Below are 15,978 nucleotides of genomic sequence, written 5' to 3' on the forward strand. Positions count from 1 at the left end.
TGGTCCCACATGCGGTAAGTGCCTTTCCCGAATTGGTACCTCTGTAGTCCTACGACGTTATGGGTCGCGGACTTCACAGTAAATGCGCCAAATCGGATTGACCCTGTAGGCAACGGAGGCACGAAGCGCAGTTCATTGCTGTAAGGCGGCAACGCTTGCGGGTGTGGTCTGTTTCCTACGGGTCTGGCAGATGTAATAACGGCGACGTTATGAGCGTCGCCGCTATCGATCCTTACTTGCCGCTTACGCTGACGCCATAGAAGGAGTTCAAGCCAAACGGGCTGATCTTGAAGTCCTGCACGGTGTTGCGCATGGGTTGATACACCGTCGAGTGCGCGATAGGTGTGTAAGGCAGTTCACGTTTAAGCAGTTGTTGCGCCTGTTTGTACAGTTCGGTGCGCTTGGCAACGTCTGTGGTCGCCTTGGCCTGGCTGATCAGGGCGTCGTAGTCTTTGTTGACGAATTTGGAGAAGTTGTTGCCGTTCAATGCCGGGGATGAAAACAGCGTGCCGAGCCAGTTGTCCGGGTCACCATTGTCACCGCTCCAGCCAATGATCATGGCCTGGTTCTCACCACCTTTGGAACGCTTGATGTACTCGCCCCACTCGTAGCTGACGATGTTGACCTTCAGGCCGATCTGTTTCCAGTCGCTCTGCAGCATCTCGGCCATCAGCTTGGCGTTCGGGTTGTACGGACGCTGTACTGGCATGGCCCACAGGGTGATCTCGGTGCCTTCCTTGATGCCGGCTTCCTTGAGCAGTTCCCTGGCTTTTGCCGGGTCGTACTTGGCATCCTTGATAGTGGTGTCATACGACCACTGGGTTGGCGGCATGGCGTTGACGGCCAATTGGCCAGCGCCCTGGTACACGGAGTCGATGATCTGCTGCTTGTTCACCGCCATGTCCAGCGCCTGGCGAACCCGCAGGTCAGCCAATGGGTTCGGCGTGGTCTGGCCTTTAAGCACAGGCATCACGTTATAGGCGATGTACCCCAGGTTGAAACCGGCCTGGTGCGGCATTTTCATGTCCTTGTCCGCTTCCAGTGGCTTGATGTCCGCCGGGCGAGGATAGGCCGTGATCTGGCACTCGTTTTTCTTCAGTTTCTGGATGCGGACCGATGGGTCCGTGGAGATTGCGAAGATCAGGTTGTCGATCTTGACGTCTTCAGGCTTCCAGTATTCCTTGTTGCCGGTGAAGCGAATATTGGAGTCTTTCTGGTAGCTCTTGAACACGAACGGGCCAGTGCCGATTGGCTTCTGGTTGATGTCGCTGGCCTTGCCTTCCTTCAACAGCTGGGCGGCGTATTCGGCCGACTGGATCGAGGCGAAGCTCATCGCCAGGTTCTGGATGAAGGCGGCGTCCACGGTGCCAAGGGTGAACTTGACGGTGTGGTCATCGACTTTTTCGATGTTCTTGATGTTCTTGTCCATCTCCATGTCGGAGAAGTACGGGAACTCAGTGGGGTAGGCTTTGCGGAACGGGTCGTCCTTGTTGATCATGCGGTTGAACGTGAAGAGCACGTCATCGGCATTGAATTCACGCGTCGGCTTGAAATACGGGGTGGTGTGGAACTTGACGCCTTCCCGAAGGTGGAAGGTATACGTCAGGCCGTCCGGGGACACGTCCCAGCTGGTAGCGAGGCCAGGAATCACGGCGGTGCCGCCACGTTCGAACTGGCTCAGGCGGTTGAACATGGTTTCGGCCGAGGCATCGAAGTCTGTTCCGGTGGTGTACTGGCCTGGGTCAAAACCGGCCGGGCTCCCTTCGGAGCAGAACACCAGGTTAGTTGCCGCTTGGGCAAACGGGGCTGCGGCCATAAGGCCAGCGCTCACTAATAACGGAAGGACTGCGTGTTTAAGCATGTTGGCCTCATGATTTGTTGTCATTTTTGGTGGTGAGGGCGACCTCGTGAGTCGGCCTGCGGATACTTATGCAGGCGCCATACCCATTGCAAGATGTTGAACGGTTGCAAGCGCCAAACAGTGGGACGGGCGTACAAGAATGTCGCATTTATGAAAGTTTCGACATAAATGCATCTATTTGGCGGGTTTTTTCGGTGCGCCGTGCGCACCGAAAAGGCCCAGCCGACGTGTCTAGTGCACTCGGTTGGGGCGTTGTTGTTACTTATCTAGACTCACGCCATAGAACGGTGTCAGCCCAAAGGGGCTGATCTTGAAATCGCGAACTTCCTTGCGCAGCGGCTGGAAAACCGTCGAGTTCGCAATAGGCGTTATAGGTACTTGTTCCTTAAGGATTTGTTGAGCCTGCTGATACCACTTGATGCGCTGGTCGCGGTCGTTGCTGACCTTGGCCTGCTGCACCAGCTTGTCATAGGCCGGGTTACACCATTTGGCGTAATTGCTGCCCTTGACCGCGGCACAACTGTAGAGCACGCCGAGCCAGTTATCCGGGTCGCCGTTATCGCCGGTCCAGCCGTAGATCATGGCGTCATGCTCACCATTTTTGGCGCGCTTGATGTATTCGCCCCACTCATAGCTGACGATGTTGGCCTTGATGCCGACCTTGGCCCAATCCTGCTGGATCATTTGTGCCGACATGCGCGCGTTCGGGTTGGAGGCGCGTTGCACGGTCATCGCCCACAGGTTGATGGTGGTACCTGGTGCAACCCCTGCTTCTTTTAGTAGCGCCCGGGCCTTGGCCGGGTCGTAGGGGGCGTCCTTGATCGTCGGGTCATAAGACCATTGCGCAGGAGGGAGAGCGTTCTGCGCCAATTGTCCGGCGCTTTGGTAAACGGCCTTGATGATGGCCGGTTTGTCGATGGCCATATCCAGCGCCTGGCGCACCTTGAGTTGGTCCAGCGGCGGGTGGGTGACGTTGTACGCCAGGAAACCCAAATTGAAGCCGGCCTGCTGCTGCACGCGCAGGTTTGGGTCCTGCTTGATCACCTCGATGTCGGACGGGCGCGGGTAGCCGCTGACCTGGCATTCACCCGCCTTGAGTTTCTGCACGCGCGCAGCTGCGTCAGGGGTGATGGCGAACACCAGGTTGTCGAGCTTCACGTCCTCGGGTTTCCAGTACTGCTTATTGGCGACGTAACGGATCTGCGAGTCTTTCTGATAGCGCTTGAACACGAACGGGCCGGTGCCGACCGGTTTCTGATTGATGTCCTCGGCCTTGCCCTGCTTCAAGAGCTGGGCGGCATATTCGGCCGATTGCACCGAAGCGAAACTCATCGCCAGGTTCTGCACGAACGATGCATCAACGTTGTTCAGGTTGAAGCGCACGGTGTGTTCGTCGAGTTTGTCGAGGCTCTTGATCGTGGTGTTCAGGCCCATGTCGGTGAAGTAGGGCGACTCGGAGGGGTAGGCCTTGCGAAACGGGCTCTCGGCATCCAGCAGGCGGTTGAAGGTAAACACCACGTCATCGGCGTTGAAGTCGCGGGTGGGGGTGAAGAAATCGGTGGTGTGGAACTTGACGCCGTCGCGCAGGTGGAAGGTATAGGTGAGACCGTCTTCGGACACCTCCCAACGGGTGGCGAGGCCGGGCTCGACTTCGGTACCGCCGCGCTTGAACTGGGTAAGGCGGTTGAATACGGTTTCGGCGGAGGCGTCGAACTCGGTGCCGCTGGTGTATTGGCTCGGGTCGAAGCCGGCGGGGCTGGCTTCCGAGCAGTAGACCAGGGTGGTAGAGGCGTGTGCCAGCGGCGTAACGGCCAGGAGGCCTGCGGCAAGGAGGAGCGGTTTGAAGGCGATTCTTTCCATGGAGACCCCTGAAATGGCAGCCCTATAAAAGCTGCGCAAACGAAAACGGCGGTCACCGAGGTTACCGCCGTTCAGGTGTGTCAGGTAGGGGGTTACTGCATTTGCACTTCAATCACGCCGTCGGCACTCATGTTGACCTGACTGGTGCCGGCCTCCACTTCAGGCGTTGGCGCCGAATCCACCATGGCCGCTTTCATCATCATCCCGCCGCGCGCATACGGCTGTGGATAACCATTGGTGTTGAAGTTCAGGTTGACGATCTTGTAACCCTTGCCGCCCAGCGCATCGGTGGCCAGTTGCGCGCGGGCCTTGAACGCGGCAACCGCGTCTTTGAGCAGCGCGTCTTCGCTGGCCTTGCGCGTGCTGTCAGCGATGGCGAAGTCCATGTTGTCCATTTTCAGGGTGTTCAACAGCTCGCCGGTGAGTTTGGACAGCGCCGGGAAGTCCGCGCTTTCCAGGCGCAGTTCGGCGCGTTCGCGCCAGCCGGTGATTTTCTGATTCTTGCTGTCGTAGATCGGGTAGCTGTTGCGGCTGCCTTGGCGCAGGGTCACGGCCTTGACTTCACGAGCCTGGCCCAACGCCTGGTTCATGGTGGTGGTGATTTCAGCGGCAAGCTTGGCCGGGTCGGCGTTTTGCGCTTCGGTGTAAAGAGTGACGATCATCTTGTCGCGCGCCACTTCCTGGCTGACTTCGGCGCGCAGGGAGATCTGGTTGTAATGCAGTTCATCGGCGGCCATGGCCGGCAGGCTGGCCAGGGCGCTGGCGCCGAGGGTGAGGACCGCTGCACTGCGAGTGAAACGAGACATGAAAGCTCCTTGGGATTGTCGTGTTCGGTATGACTGTAGACGGTGGCATCGGGTTCTTCGGGTTTATGAATTAGAAAAAAGTTTCAAGCTACAAGCTACAAGTGAAAGCGAGGCTGACTTGCAGCTTTCAACTTGTGGCTTATAGCTACAGCGCCCACTGCGTCAAAGAGCCACACACCGAATGCCGAGGCGCTGCTTCGTTTATACTCGTGCCGATCCGCCTGCAGCGCTCATCGGGAGAGCTCATGCTCGCCGCCGTAAAACTGACTTCCGCCACCCGCCAGAACCTCTGGCGCCTGACGTTCATCCGCACCCTGGTCTTGGCCGCACAGGCGGGTTCCGTCGGGCTCGCCTATTGGTTCGACCTGTTGCCGCTGCCCTGGCTGCAACTGGCGGTGACTCTCGGCTTCTCCAGCGTGCTGTGTGCGTTTACCGCCGTCCGGTTGCGCACCACCTGGCCGGTCACCGAATTGGAATATGCCCTGCAATTGGCATGCGACCTGTTTATCCACAGTGTGTTGCTGTATTTCTCCGGCGGTTCCACCAACCCGTTCGTTTCTTATTACCTGGTGCCACTGACCATTGCCGCCGTGACGTTGCCGTGGCGCTATTCGGTGGTGCTGTCGGGCATTGCGCTAACGTTGTACACCTTGCTGCTGGCGCAGTTCTATCCTCTGCAGACGTTTCCCATCGCCCGGGAAAACCTGCAGATCTACGGGATGTGGCTGAGCTTTGCGCTGTCCGCCGCAGTGATCACCTTTTTTGCCGCGCGCATGGCCGAAGAGTTGCGCCGCCAGGAAGAACTGCGCGCGATTCGCCGTGAAGAAGGCCTGCGCGACCAGCAATTGCTGGCCGTCGCCACGCAGGCCGCAGGCGCCGCCCACGAGTTGGGCACGCCGCTGGCGACCATGAGCGTGCTGCTCAAGGAGATGACCCAGGACCATCACGACCCGGCGTTGCAGGATGACCTCAGCGTGCTGCAGGAACAGGTCAAGCAGTGCAAATTGACCCTGCAGCAACTGGTACGCGCCGCCGAAGCCAATCGACGCCTGGCGGTTGAAATGCAGGATGTCACCCAGTGGCTCGACGAAGCGCTGAACCGTTGGCACCTGATGCGTCCCGAAGCCAGTTACCGGTTCAGCCTGTTGGGCCAGGGCAGCGTACCGCGCATGGCGCCGCCGCCTGATCTCACCCAGGCGTTGCTCAACCTGCTGAACAATGCGGCCGACGCCTGCCCCGAGGGCTTGGGCGTGCAGTTGGACTGGGACGCGGAAAACGTCACCATCAGCATTCGTGACCACGGCGCGGGCGTGCCGCTGGCCATTGCCGAGCAAATCGGCAAACCGTTCTTTACCACCAAGGGCAAAGGCTTCGGCCTCGGCCTGTTTTTGAGCAAGGCCAGCGTGACCCGCGCGGGCGGCTCAGTGAAGCTCTATAGTCATGAGGAAGGTGGCACGCTCACCGAGCTGCGCCTGCCCCGTGTCGCACGAGGAGATATCGATGAGTGACGAGATCCAAGTCGAAGGCGAAGAACTGCCGCATCTGTTGCTGGTAGATGATGACGCCACCTTTACCCGCGTGATGGCCCGCGCCATGAGCCGTCGCGGTTTTCGCGTCAGCACTGCGGGCTCAGCCGAAGAGGGCCTGGCCATCGCCCAGTCCGACCTGCCGGACTACGCCGCGCTCGACCTGAAAATGGACGGCGACTCGGGCCTGGTGCTGTTGCCCAAGCTGCTCGAGCTCGACCCGGAAATGCGCGTGGTGATCCTCACCGGTTATTCCAGCATCGCCACCGCCGTAGAAGCGATCAAGCGTGGCGCGTGCAATTACCTGTGCAAGCCGGCGGATGCCGATGACGTGCTCGCCGCGCTGCTTTCCGAGCACGCCGACCTCGACACCCTGGTGCCGGAAAACCCCATGTCGGTCGACCGCCTGCAGTGGGAGCACATCCAGCGCGTACTGACCGAGCACGAAGGCAACATCTCCGCCACTGCTCGCGCCTTGGGCATGCACCGGCGCACGTTGCAGCGCAAATTGCAGAAGCGCCCGGTACGGCGCTGAACGAAGACTGAACAATCTGCCTCAGGCTGCACGGAGCCGTGAACCGATCGCCTATGATCGGTTCAAACGCCTGTCATGATTTCCTACCGAGCCTGAACGATGAATCAGAACGCTGAATACTCCGCGGTCAACGATGCTGTGCGTGGGCAATTCTTCCGCCGAACCTGGGCGATGATCACGCCGTATTGGCGCAGTGAAGAGAAGGGCCGGGCCTGGTTGCTGCTGGCTGCCGTGATTGGTTTGTCGCTGTTCAGCGTGGCGATCTCGGTGTGGATCAACCACTGGTACAAGGATTTCTACAACGCCCTGGAAAAGAAGGACACGGCCGCCTTCTGGCAGTTGATCGGTTACTTCGGCGGCATCGCGGCCGTGGCGATCCTCGGCGCGGTGTATCGCTTGTACCTGACCCAGATGCTCACCATTCGCTGGCGTGCCTGGCTGACCGAAAAGCACTTCGCGCGCTGGCTTGCCCACAAGAACTACTACCAGCTGGAGCAGGGCGGCTACACCGACAACCCGGACCAGCGGATTTCCGAAGACCTCAATACCTTTACCACCAGCACCTTGAGCCTGGGCCTGGGACTGCTGCGCAACGTGGTCAGCCTGGTGTCGTTCTCGATCATCCTGTGGGGCGTGTCGGGCAGCATCGAAGTGTTCGGCATCACCATTCCCGGCTACATGTTCTGGTGTGCGCTGCTGTATGCCGCCGTGGGCAGTTGGCTGACGCACCTGATCGGGCGACGCTTGATCGGCTTGAACAACCAGCAACAGCGCTTCGAAGCGGACCTGCGTTTCTCCATGGTGCGGGTGCGTGAAAATGCTGAAAGCATCGCCCTCTACAACGGCGAACCGAATGAAAAGCAGCGCCTGAGCTCGCGCTTCGGCAAGGTCTGGCACAACTTCTGGGACATCATGAAAGTGTCCAAGCGCCTGACCTTCTTCACCGCCGGCTACAGCCAGATAGCGATTATCTTCCCGTTTATCGTCGCCGCGCCGCGCTACTTCACCGGCAAGATCGAACTGGGCGAGCTGATGCAAATCAACTCGGCGTTTGGCAATGTGCAGGAAAACTTCAGTTGGTTCATCAACGCCTACTCGGAACTGGCGGCGTGGCGTGCCACCAGCGACCGTCTGCTGAGTTTCCAGCAGGCCATGAGCGACAACGAGGAGCGTGCCCCGGCCATCGATGTGCGCCCTGAAGGCGAACACCTGGTGATCAAGGATCTGGGCATGGACCTGGCCGATGGTCGTCACTTGCTCACCGACGCCGACATGACCGTGGAGCCGGGTCAGCGCGTGATGCTCAGCGGGCGTTCCGGCAGTGGTAAAAGTACGCTGCTGCGCGCAATGGGCCATTTGTGGCCGGCAGGGCATGGCAGCATTCGCCTGCCGGCGACGCGTTATCTGTTTCTGCCGCAGAAGCCTTATTTACCGATTGGCACGTTGAAAGCAGTGTTGAGTTATCCACAAGAGGACAGCGATTACCCTGCGCAACGTTATGCACAGGTACTGGAAACCTGCCGCCTGCCGCATCTGGTCAGCCGTCTGGATGAAGCCAACCACTGGCAGCGCATGCTCTCGCCCGGCGAACAGCAGCGCCTGGCCTTTGCCCGCGCCTTGTTGTTCGCGCCGCAATGGCTGTACATGGACGAAGCCACCTCGGCCATGGATGAAGAGGATGAAGCGACGCTGTATCAGGCGTTGATCGATGAACTGCCGGGGTTGAGCATCGTCAGCGTCGGTCATCGCAGCAGCCTCAAGCGCTTCCATGGGCGGCATGTGCGCATCGAGGGTGGGCGGTTGCAGGAACAGCAACCGGCCTAAGGTCATGTGGGGTCAAGTGTGGGAGGGGGCTTGCTCCCGATTGCGGTGTGTCAGTCACCTACTTTGAGTCTGACACGCCGCCATCGGGAGCAAGCCCCCTCCCACATTGGATCTTCACTGAGCAACAGAAACGGCCCAATAAAAAGCCCGGCTGATCATCGATCAGCCGGGCTTTGTGTTGCTGGAAGCTAACTTACTTCTTCAAGCCGTAATGCTCATCCAGCATGCCTGGGGCGTCCGGCGTTTTTGGCGCGTAGTCCCGTGGTGGTTCCTGGTTTTCCCGAGGCGGGGTCAGGCGTTCCCGTGGGGTCTGCGGTGCATCGGAATGCAACGCGGCCAGCAGGCGCTGGCGGGTGATGTCGTCGAGGGCCAGGCGGTTAGCGCCATCGGCGAGATGATCCTGTACTTCCTGGTAGCTCTGGGTGAGCTTCTTGACCAGGGTCGCGGTGCTGTTGAAGTGGGTAACAACCTCGTTCTGATAACTGTCAAAACGTTCCTGAATGTCATCCAGCTGACGCTGCGTGCGGTTAGGCGCGGCATTCGGCAGCAGGCGAGCAACCAGGAATCCAATGGCGACACCGGCAACCAGGGCAAGAGTCGGCAACAACCAAACTAAGAGCGAGTGTTCCACGAGTCCTTCCTCTATAAACGGCTTTGCTTTACGTTAACGGCTCAAACCTGCGCTGTATACCGCGATTAAGCTCGCAATGATGCCATGCACAGACTTTTAGCTAGACGAGTCGACCCCTTGAGAGGTCACGGAGTTCATCCTTGCTCATGCGTGAAACCCCCGTTTTGATCGATGGCCCGGTGGGTCAATTGGAAGCCCTGTACCTGGATCACCCCGCCCCACGCGGTCTGGCGCTGATCTGCCACCCTAACCCGGTGCAGGGCGGGACCATGCTCAATAAAGTTGTCTCGACCCTGCAACGCACCGCCCGCGACGCCGGCTTGATTACGTTGCGTTTCAATTATCGTGGCGTCGGCGCGAGTGCCGGTAGCCACGACATGGCCAGCGGCGAAGTTGACGATGCCGAAGCGGCCGCCACGTGGCTGCGGGAAAAACACCCCGATCTGCCGCTCACCCTGCTGGGCTTTTCCTTCGGTGGCTATGTGGCCGCCAGCCTCGGCGGGCGCCTGGAAGCCAAGGGCGAGAAGCTGGCGCACCTGTTCATGGTGGCTGCCGCAGTGATGCGCCTGCGTGACACGGATGTGCTGCCACATGATTGCCCGTTGACGCTAATCCAGCCGGAAACCGACGAAGTGGTCGACCCGCAAGTCGTCTACGACTGGTCTGGCGCCCTGAAACGCCCCCATGAGCTGCTGAAAGTGGCAGAATGCGGACACTTTTTTCACGGCAAGCTCACCGATCTGAAGGATCTGGTGCTGCCGCGCCTCTCGAATTGATAGCAGTCTGATAAGCGATTACCCATGACGACGCGTACCCGTATCCTCACCGGCATCACCACCACAGGCACGCCGCACCTGGGCAACTACGCCGGTGCGATCCGCCCGGCGATCCTTGCCAGCCAGGACGCCAATGCCGATTCCTTCTACTTCCTGGCCGACTACCACGCCCTGATCAAATGCGATGACCCGCAGCGCATCCAGCGCTCGCGTATGGAAATCGCCGCGACCTGGTTGGCCGGTGGCCTGGATGTGAACCGGGTGACGTTCTATCGCCAGTCCGACATCCCCGAGATTCCCGAGCTGACCTGGTTGCTGACCTGCGTGGCCGCCAAGGGCCTGCTCAACCGCGCCCATGCCTACAAGGCCTCGGTGGACAAGAACGTCGAGAGCGGCGAAGACCCGGATGCGGGCATCACCATGGGCCTGTACAGCTACCCGGTGCTGATGGCGGCGGACATCCTGATGTTCAACGCGCACAAGGTGCCGGTGGGCCGCGACCAGATCCAGCACGTGGAAATGGCCCGCGATATCGGCCAGCGTTTCAACCACCTGTTCGGCAACGGTAAAGAATTCTTCACCATGCCCGAGGCGTTGATCGAAGAAAGCGTTGCCACCTTGCCGGGCCTGGATGGCCGCAAGATGTCCAAGAGCTATGACAACACCATCCCGTTGTTCACCAGCGCCAAGGACATGAAGGAGGCGATCTCGCGGATCGTCACCGACTCACGCGCGCCCGGCGAGGCGAAGGACCCGGACACGTCCCACCTGTTCACGCTGTACCAGGCATTTGCGAGCAAGGCTCAGGAGCAAGAGCTGCGCAGTGAACTGCTGCAAGGCCTGGGCTGGGGTGAGGCGAAGAATCGTCTGTTCCAGTTGCTGGACGGTCAATTGGGTGAAGCGCGCGAGCGTTACCACCAACTGATGTCGCGCCCGTCAGACATGGAAGATCTGCTGCTGGTCGGCGCCAAGAAGGCCCGTGCCGTGGCGGCACCATTCCTCGCCGAACTGCGCGAAGCGGTGGGCTTGCGTTCGTTCGTCAACCAGGCTGCGGCGCCGGTTGCCCCCAAGAAAAAGCCGGCGAAGGCCGCGCGCTTCGTAAGCTTTCGTGAAGACGACGGCAGCTTCCGCTTCCGCCTGTTGGCCGCCGACGGCGAGCAACTGCTGCTGTCGCGCACCTTCGCCGACGGCAAGGCGGCGGGCGCGGTGACCAAGCAATTGCAAAGCGGCGGTACCTTGGACATACGCACCCAAGCCCTGGGCTTCAGCGTATGGCTGGGCGACGCGGCCGTGGCCGACAGCGCCGAGTTCGCCGACAGCGCGTCCCGTGACGCCGCCATCGCCGCCTTGCGCGTCGCGCTGACCCCCTCCGAGGATTAACCCGACCAAGGGTTGATTGCCATTATCCAGGGCCGTCGTTACAGTGACGGCCCGTTTTTGTTGCCTTGCTAACGAAATTATGACGCCCCTAGAACGATATCAAGCTGATCTGAAACGCCCTGACTTCTTCCATGACGCGGCCCAGGAAAATGCGGTGCGTCATTTGCAGCGCCTGTACGAAGACCTGGTCGCGGCTTCGCAAAGCAAGCAGGGCATGCTCAGCAAGCTGTTTGGCAAGAAAGACCGCACGCCGGTCAAGGGCCTGTACTTCTGGGGTGGCGTCGGCCGGGGCAAGACTTACCTGGTGGACACCTTCTTCGAAGCGCTGCCGTTCAAGGAAAAGGTCCGCACCCACTTCCACCGCTTCATGAAGCGCGTGCACGAAGAGATGAAGACCCTGCCGGGGGAGAAGAACCCGCTGACGATCATCGCCAAGCGTTTCTCCGACGAAGCGCGGGTGATTTGCTTCGATGAGTTCTTCGTCTCCGACATCACCGATGCCATGATCCTCGGCACCTTGATGGAAGAGCTGTTCAAGAACGGCGTGACCCTGGTTGCCACCTCGAACATCGTGCCCGATGGTCTCTACAAGGATGGCCTGCAGCGCGCACGCTTCCTGCCGGCCATTGCGTTGATCAAGCAGCACACCGATATCGTCAACGTCGACAGCGGCGTCGACTATCGTTTGCGTCACCTCGAGCAAGCGGAGCTGTTCCACTTCCCGCTCAATGAGGCGGCCCACGACAGCCTGAAGAAAAGCTTCCGCGCGTTGACGCCGGAATGCACCCAGGCCGTGGAAAACGACAAGTTGATGATCGAAAACCGCGAAATCATCGCTTTACGTACTTGCGATGACGTGGCCTGGTTCGAATTCCGCCAACTGTGCGACGGCCCGCGTAGCCAGAACGACTACATCGAATTGGGCAAGATCTTCCATGCGGTGATCTTGAGCGGTGTGGAACAGATGGGCGTGGCCACCGACGACATCGCGCGGCGTTTTATCAACATGGTCGACGAGTTCTATGACCGTAACGTCAAGCTGATCATCTCGGCGGAAGTCGAACTCAAGGACCTCTACACGGGTGGTCGCTTGAACTTCGAATTCCAACGCACCTTGAGTCGTTTGCTGGAAATGCAGTCCCACGAATTCCTTTCGCGCGGACACAAACCGTAAGACACACACGGTAAAAATGTGGGAGGGGGCTTGCTCCCGATAGCGGTGTATCAGTGCCAGATGTGCTTACTGACACACTGCCATCGGGAGCAAGCCCCCTCCCACATTGGTTTTGTGTGCATCCTCCGTCAGGCGGCCTGCTGGAACTGCTGGCGATACTGATTCGGCGACAACTCAGTGTGCTGCCTGAACAACCGCGCAAAGAAACTCGCATCGTCATAACCCACCTCATAGCTGATGGTCTTGATGCTCTTGCGGCTGCCCGACAGCAGGCCCTTGGCCGTCTCGATGCGCAGGCGTTGCAGATAATGCAGCGGCTTGTCGCCGGTGGCAGTCTGGAAGCGTCGCATGAAGTTGCGGATGCTCATGCCGTGCTCGCGGGCGACGTCTTCAAAGCGGAACTTGTCGGCGAAGTGTTCTTCGAGCCAATGCTGGATCTGCAGGATGATCACATCCTGGTGCAGCTTCTGCCCGCCAAAACCGATGCGCCCTGGCGAGTAGCTGCGTTGCACCTCATACAGGATGTCGCGGGCCACGGCCTGGGCGATGTTGGCGCCGCAGAAGCGTTCGATCAGATAAATGTAGAGGTCGCAGGCGGAGGTGGTGCCGCCGGCGCAATACAGGTTATCGGCGTCGGTCAGGTGCTTGTCCTGGTTGAGTTGCACCTTGGGGAAGCGTTCGCTGAAGGCGGTGAAGAAGCGCCAGTAGGTGGTCGCCTCCTTGCCATCGAGCAGGCCTGCTTCGGCCAGCCAGAACACACCGGTGGCTTCTCCGCACAGCACGGCGCCGCGGGCGTGCTGTTCGCGCAGCCAGGGCAGTACCTGTGGGTAGCGGGTGCACAAGGCCTCGAAGTCGTCCCAGAAGGCGGGCAGCACGATGATGTCGGCATCTTCCAGGCCGCCGTCCACCGGCATGATCACATTGCTGAAGCTGCGCACCGATTGCCCGTCGGGGCTGACCAGGCGCGTCTCGAATGCGGGCGTCAGGCCCAGGCCCTGTTGCTTGCCATACCGCAGGCTGGCGAGATGGAAGAAATCCTTGGCTTGCATGAGGGTTGAAGCGAAGACCCGATCAACGGCCAGGATGCTGACGCGCCGCAAGGGCGTAGAGATTTGGTTAGACATAATTTCATTTATTCTTATAGGGGAAAGTGGTCACCAGACGGCTGGATCGTCTTATTTTTTGTCGCATGTGTCCAGTGTCCCGTGACGCATTCGCGGCATAGGCTCAGTGGGCTCATTCTTGTCCGACAATCCTCACAGGTGACCCATGATTCCCAGAACCTTGTTCAGCCCGGAGCACGAACTCTTCCGCGAAAGCGTGCGTACCTTCCTCGACAAAGACGCCGCGCCATTCCATGGGCAATGGGAGAAACAGGGTTACATCGACCGCAACCTCTGGAACAAGGCGGGGGAGGCGGGGATGCTGTGTTCGCACGTACCGGAAGAATACGGTGGGCTGGGCGCGGATTTCCTTTACAGCGCGGTCGTGATCGAAGAGATCAGCCGCCTGGGCTTGACCGGCATTGGCTTTTCCCTGCATTCGGACATTGTTGCGCCGTACATTCTGCATTACGGCAGTGAGGCGTTGAAGCACAAGTACCTGCCCAAGTTGATCTCCGGCGAGATGGTCACGGCCATCGCCATGACCGAGCCGGGGGCCGGTTCCGACCTGCAAGGGGTGAAGACAACGGCTGTGTTGGACGGTGATGACTATGTGATCAACGGCTCCAAGACGTTCATCACCAACGGCTACCTGGCCGACTTGGTTATTGTGGTGGCCAAGACCGACCCCAAGGCCGGCGCCAAGGGCACCAGCCTGTTCCTGGTCGAGGCCGACACGCCGGGCTTCGATAAGGGCAAACGCCTGGAGAAGGTCGGCATGAAGGCCCAGGACACCTCTGAGCTTTTCTTCCAGGACGTGCGTGTGCCCAAGGAAAATCTGCTGGGCCAGGCCGGCATGGGCTTCGCATATTTGATGCAGGAATTGCCCCAGGAGCGGCTGACGGTGGCGATTGGTGCGCTGTCGTCAGCTGAGGCGGCGTTGCAGTGGACGCTGGATTACACCCGCGAGCGCAAGGCGTTTGGCAAGGCGATAGCTGACTTTCAAAACACCCGCTTCAAGCTGGCAGAAATGGCCACCGAGATTCAGATCGGCCGTGTGTTCGTGGACAAATGCCTGGCGCTGCACCTGGAAGGCAAGCTGGATGTGCCCACGGCGGCGATGGCCAAGTATTGGGCCACGGACCTGCAATGCAAGGTGCTCGATGAGTGCGTGCAACTGCACGGCGGGTACGGTTTCATGTGGGAATACCCGATTGCCCGTGCGTGGGCGGACGCGCGGGTGCAACGGATTTATGCGGGGACCAATGAGATCATGAAGGAGATCATTGCGCGGGCGCTTTGATGCTCGTTCCCACGCTCCGCGTGGGAATGCCTCAGATGACGCTCCGCGTCATGGCTCTTGCAGCGGACGCGGAGCGTCCAAGCCGGCGTTCCCACGCAGAGCGTGGGAACGATCAATCAAGGCGCCGGATTCGGATGATCCTTTTGAATCGCCTCAATCCCGTCCAGCACTTCTTTGGACAATTTCAAATCGGCACTGGCAATGTTGCTGTCCAACTGCTCCAGGCTCGTGGCCCCGATAATATTGCTGGTCACAAACGGCTGTTGCGTCACAAACGCCAACGCCATCTGCGCCGGGTCCAGCCCATGCTCCCGCGCCAGTGCCACATAACGGCTGCACGCCGCTTCCGACTGTGGGTTGAAATAACGACTGAAACGGCTGTACTCCGTCAGACGCGCCTTGGCCGGGCGCGCACCGCCTTCGTACTTGCCGCTGAGCATGCCGAATGCCAGTGGCGAGTAGGCCAGCAAACCGCATTGTTCGCGGATGGCAATTTCTGCCAGGCCCACTTCAAAGCTGCGGTTGAGCAGGTTGTAGGGGTTCTGGATCGACACCGCGCGGGTCCAGCCACGGGCTTCGGCCAGGGCCAGGAATTTCATGGTGCCCCACGGGGTTTCGTTGGACAGGCCAATGTGGCGGATCTTGCCGGCCTTGACCTGCTCATCCAGCGCTTCAAGGGTTTCCTCCAGCGGGGTGAGGTCGTCTTCGTCCTTGTGTTTGTAGCTCAACTGGCCAAAGAAATTGGTACTGCGCTCCGGCCAGTGCAACTGATAGAGGTCGATCCAGTCGGTTTGCAGGCGCTTGAGGCTGGCGTCGAGGGCGTCGACGATATGCTTGCGGTTGTGGCGCAGGTAGCCATCGCGGATATAGTCGATGGTGTTGCCGGGGCCGGCGATCTTGCTGGCGAGGATCCAGTCGGCGCGATCGCCACGGCTCTTGAAGTAATTACCGATATAACGCTCGGTGGTGGCGTAGGTTTCGGCCTTGGGCGGTACCGGGTACATTTCTGCCGTGTCGAGGAAGTTGATGCCCGCGGCCTTGGCCCGTTCGATCTGTGCGAAGGCCTCTGGCTCGCTGTTCTGCTCGCCCCAGGTCATGGTGCCCAAGGCAATCGCGCTTACGTTCAGATCGGTCCGGCCCAGCTGTCGATAATCCATCGGGTACTCCTTCAGGGGAAAACATTCATAAAAGCAGGTTGA

Annotated in this window: 13 protein-coding genes; 7 read left to right on the forward strand and 6 right to left on the reverse strand. The window is 59.7% G+C overall.

Going from position 1 to position 15,978, the window contains the following annotated elements:
• Positions 1–232 precede the first annotated feature (232 nt).
• The 3 genes from C4J91_RS04650 to C4J91_RS04660 all read right to left on the reverse strand — a co-directional run bounded on the left by C4J91_RS04650 (position 233) and on the right by C4J91_RS04660 (position 4,527).
• Positions 233–1,861, reverse strand: a complete 1,629-nt coding sequence (locus C4J91_RS04650; protein WP_124361275.1) for an ABC transporter substrate-binding protein — start codon at positions 1,859–1,861, stop codon at positions 233–235.
• Between the two features lie 258 nt (positions 1,862–2,119).
• The gene (locus tag C4J91_RS04655) at positions 2,120–3,721 is read right to left on the reverse strand and encodes an ABC transporter substrate-binding protein (RefSeq protein WP_124361276.1); all 1,602 of its coding nucleotides are present in this window, start codon (positions 3,719–3,721) and stop codon (positions 2,120–2,122) included.
• Positions 3,722–3,813: 92 nt separating this feature from the next.
• The gene (locus C4J91_RS04660) at positions 3,814–4,527 is read right to left on the reverse strand and encodes an SIMPL domain-containing protein (protein WP_124361277.1); all 714 of its coding nucleotides are present in this window, start codon (positions 4,525–4,527) and stop codon (positions 3,814–3,816) included.
• A gap of 245 nt (positions 4,528–4,772) precedes the next feature.
• On the opposite strand from C4J91_RS04660, the gene C4J91_RS04665 reads away from it, so the two are divergent.
• From C4J91_RS04665 to C4J91_RS04675, 3 genes are all read left to right on the forward strand, one after another.
• Entirely contained in the window at positions 4,773–6,035 is a 1,263-nt protein-coding gene (locus C4J91_RS04665) for an ATP-binding protein (protein ID WP_124361278.1), read from the forward strand.
• Positions 6,028–6,588: a response regulator transcription factor gene (locus C4J91_RS04670; RefSeq protein WP_124361279.1), complete on the forward strand. Its 561-nt coding sequence runs from the start codon at positions 6,028–6,030 to the stop codon at positions 6,586–6,588. Before C4J91_RS04665 ends, C4J91_RS04670 begins: the two co-directional genes overlap by 8 nt.
• A 99-nt stretch (positions 6,589–6,687) precedes the next feature.
• Positions 6,688–8,412 carry an ABC transporter ATP-binding protein/permease gene (locus tag C4J91_RS04675; protein ID WP_124361280.1) on the forward strand — a complete coding sequence of 575 codons (1,725 nt, stop codon included), beginning with the start codon at positions 6,688–6,690 and terminating at the stop codon, positions 8,410–8,412.
• A gap of 193 nt (positions 8,413–8,605) precedes the next feature.
• Here the strand turns inward: C4J91_RS04675 and C4J91_RS04680 are convergent, their stop codons facing one another.
• Positions 8,606–9,043 (reverse strand): YhcB family protein, encoded by a 438-nt coding sequence (locus C4J91_RS04680; RefSeq protein WP_057724532.1) that lies wholly within the window; start codon positions 9,041–9,043, stop codon positions 8,606–8,608.
• Between the two features lie 146 nt (positions 9,044–9,189).
• On the opposite strand from C4J91_RS04680, the gene C4J91_RS04685 reads away from it, so the two are divergent.
• The 3 genes from C4J91_RS04685 (at position 9,190) to zapE (ending at position 12,373) form a co-directional block, all read left to right on the forward strand.
• Positions 9,190–9,819 (forward strand): alpha/beta hydrolase, encoded by a 630-nt coding sequence (locus C4J91_RS04685; protein ID WP_124361281.1) that lies wholly within the window; start codon positions 9,190–9,192, stop codon positions 9,817–9,819.
• Between the two features lie 24 nt (positions 9,820–9,843).
• On the forward strand, positions 9,844–11,199 hold the full coding sequence (locus C4J91_RS04690) for a tryptophan--tRNA ligase (protein ID WP_124361282.1): 1,356 nt from the start codon (positions 9,844–9,846) through the stop codon (positions 11,197–11,199).
• Positions 11,200–11,278: 79 nt separating this feature from the next.
• Positions 11,279–12,373: a cell division protein ZapE gene (gene zapE / locus C4J91_RS04695; RefSeq protein ID WP_124361283.1), complete on the forward strand. Its 1,095-nt coding sequence runs from the start codon at positions 11,279–11,281 to the stop codon at positions 12,371–12,373.
• Positions 12,374–12,501: 128 nt separating this feature from the next.
• Here zapE and C4J91_RS04700 read toward each other — a convergent pair whose 3' ends face one another.
• The gene (locus tag C4J91_RS04700; protein WP_177412769.1) at positions 12,502–13,422 is read right to left on the reverse strand and encodes a GlxA family transcriptional regulator; all 921 of its coding nucleotides are present in this window, start codon (positions 13,420–13,422) and stop codon (positions 12,502–12,504) included.
• Between the two features lie 220 nt (positions 13,423–13,642).
• Between C4J91_RS04700 and C4J91_RS04705 the strand changes: the two genes are divergently transcribed.
• Positions 13,643–14,779, forward strand: a complete 1,137-nt coding sequence (locus C4J91_RS04705; protein ID WP_124361285.1) for an acyl-CoA dehydrogenase family protein — start codon at positions 13,643–13,645, stop codon at positions 14,777–14,779.
• Positions 14,780–14,895: 116 nt separating this feature from the next.
• Here C4J91_RS04705 and C4J91_RS04715 read toward each other — a convergent pair whose 3' ends face one another.
• A complete protein-coding gene (locus C4J91_RS04715) occupies positions 14,896–15,936 on the reverse strand; it encodes an NADP(H)-dependent aldo-keto reductase (RefSeq protein WP_124361286.1) in 1,041 nt (346 codons plus the stop codon).
• Between the last annotated feature and the right edge of the window lie 42 nt (positions 15,937–15,978).

It is taken from the genome of Pseudomonas sp. R3-52-08, assembly GCF_003851745.1.
GTDB lineage: Bacteria > Pseudomonadota > Gammaproteobacteria > Pseudomonadales > Pseudomonadaceae > Aquipseudomonas.